This is a genomic window from Allobosea sp. P4_C6 (assembly GCF_056402015.1).
Genome location: NZ_JBFUIF010000206.1, coordinates 1 through 2007 on the forward strand (window position 1 = coordinate 1; position 2007 = coordinate 2007).

2 protein-coding genes are annotated in these 2007 nt (G+C 61.6%); both read right to left on the reverse strand.

Annotated elements, in window-relative coordinates; genetic code table 11:
* Positions 1 to 300: 300 nt before the first annotated feature.
* Positions 301 to 519 (reverse strand): helix-turn-helix domain-containing protein, encoded by a 219-nt coding sequence (locus tag AC1DVA_RS27960; protein ID WP_476808062.1) that lies wholly within the window; start codon positions 517 to 519, stop codon positions 301 to 303.
* 234 nt (positions 520 to 753) lie between these two features.
* A complete protein-coding gene (locus tag AC1DVA_RS27965) occupies positions 754 to 1110 on the reverse strand; it encodes an AraC family transcriptional regulator ligand-binding domain-containing protein (protein ID WP_476808063.1) in 357 nt (118 codons plus the stop codon).
* Between the last annotated feature and the right edge of the window lie 897 nt (positions 1111 to 2007).

Genomic DNA, 2007 nt, shown 5'->3' on the forward strand with positions numbered 1-2007 from the left:
TAGCCAGCTGCGATGACTTGTCACCGGCACAATCCGCTCGCCTCTAATTGGCATTTCGATTGCGCGATTGAAGGCTGTTCTCGAGAGCCGCCCGAGCGGCAACAAAGGCCTCCTGCCTCGCAGGCACGCTGGCCTGTTGCAGCTCAAGCAGCATGAGGGCCGTCTCATAGATCTCGCGAATATCGCCCGGAGCTAGCACGCCTTTCTGCACSAGGCAGCGCAACAGGCCGGCCATGGTCACTGATGACACCAGAYTGCTGGCCGTYACTGCGTCGGGCGCTTGCATTGGCATGGCSGTGCCTACTGCGCCGCCGACTGAGGCCCATCGTGCCCTTTTCCGCGATAGGCGCTGATCTTGTTGCGCAGGGTACGGATGGAGATGCCAAGCATGTTCGCGGCATGAGTGCGGTTGCCGCCGGTCTCGTGCAGCGTCGCCAGGATCAGATCGCGTTCGACTTCGGCGAAAGTCAGTCCGACGAGCTGCTCCACAGCAGCGTGATCCAAGTGCAGGTCGTGCATGGCCACGGTCCCCCCTCGAGCCCCCCAAGACCCCGATGGACCATGCTAGGGGGCGCCCGGAGTGGTTAAGAAGCGGTAAATCGATGTTGTGGGCGGTGCGTGAGGATCAGCACTCCCCGACTCCTAGAGACCCGGCTTGACCGCAATCTGCACCAACCGGGCGACTTTCCCTCACGATAGGACTGCTAATCGTTGCAGCGCCCGCAGGAGGCGCACTGTGCTGGGCGTCCCGGATTAGTGGCCATGCAGAGGACGGGCGCGCAAATGGGCAATGCGCTGCAGTGCCTCGCCGAGCGTTTGCGACGACGCCATTACGTAGAACAGCAGGCCGAGAGCGCGCGGGTCGAATTCCTGCGAAAGGTTGAAGCCGAGCCGGTCGTCCCCCAACGCCGTYGCSGCCCGGTCCAACAGTGCGACCTGACGCCGAGCAGGCACTCTCTGATCATGATCGGCGAGCATCTCGTCGCTCAAGCCAACGGCTTTCAGGAGCGGCGCAGCCGCCACGCCGGCGCKGGCAAGGCGCGCGACGGCCAGRCGCGTGATGCCCGCTCGGGTCGTCGGTAACGCATTCAGGTCGCGGGGCGAAGCCATCGAACTCCATTGCTCATGTCGGGGACGAGCAACAACTTGGCCGAGAATAACAAGCGGTGATYGCATCGCCAATCTATTTAGCGGGGATCWCAGATGTCCTTAGGGACAGCTGAGGAGCACTGCGCCAAGCCCATGATCGACGAGGGTGAGGAGCATATGGAACGCCCTCATATACCGAAGTCGGAACCATGACCCGGATCCAAGAGCGCGGTCGCGCACGTCTGAAATTGCGGTTTCCTGATTGGCGGGCCCGCTTTGATCTGGCCGCAAGCGACGTTTTTCTCGATCTCTGCGAAGCGTACGAATTGGCGAACGTTGTGCTTGACCACTGCATCAGGTCGGACGCACCAATAAGAAGCGCGATGATTACAGAATACCGAGAAATCATGGCTTCATTGGAAGAGGACGCTAAACGCTTCGCGACAAAGGAGCCTTAAAACCAAAGGTAGCACGTCGAATATGCCCTCGTCGGTCCACCCAGCCCGACATCTACCTGAATACAAACCATGCTAGTGCTTGTGAGCGGGAGCACGACCCTGACGCGCGCAATAAACGCARCCTGATCGAAGCAGGGCACATCGCCCCTAGCCAAAGGCACGGGCGCTAGCCGCGGGGCGACGGCGTCACGAGCAGGAGATGGCGACGGCGAACCAGGACATGGCTGAATGCGACAAGTCCTGAGCGGGGAGCCGATGCTACTCGATCGCAGAGCCGCGGCAGGCAGGGCGTCGACGGGGAGCAGCTGCCGACGGATACGTGGCCGTTTCCGATCCTCTGCGGATTTCTCTGGGTGCCGCTGCCGTCGGGCGCGTCGAGGAACAGGTGCGAACCTTCCTTAAGCCAAATACGGTAACGACTGGCGCGAAGGCTCTCGCGGCAATCTTCGAGAGGCTGCAC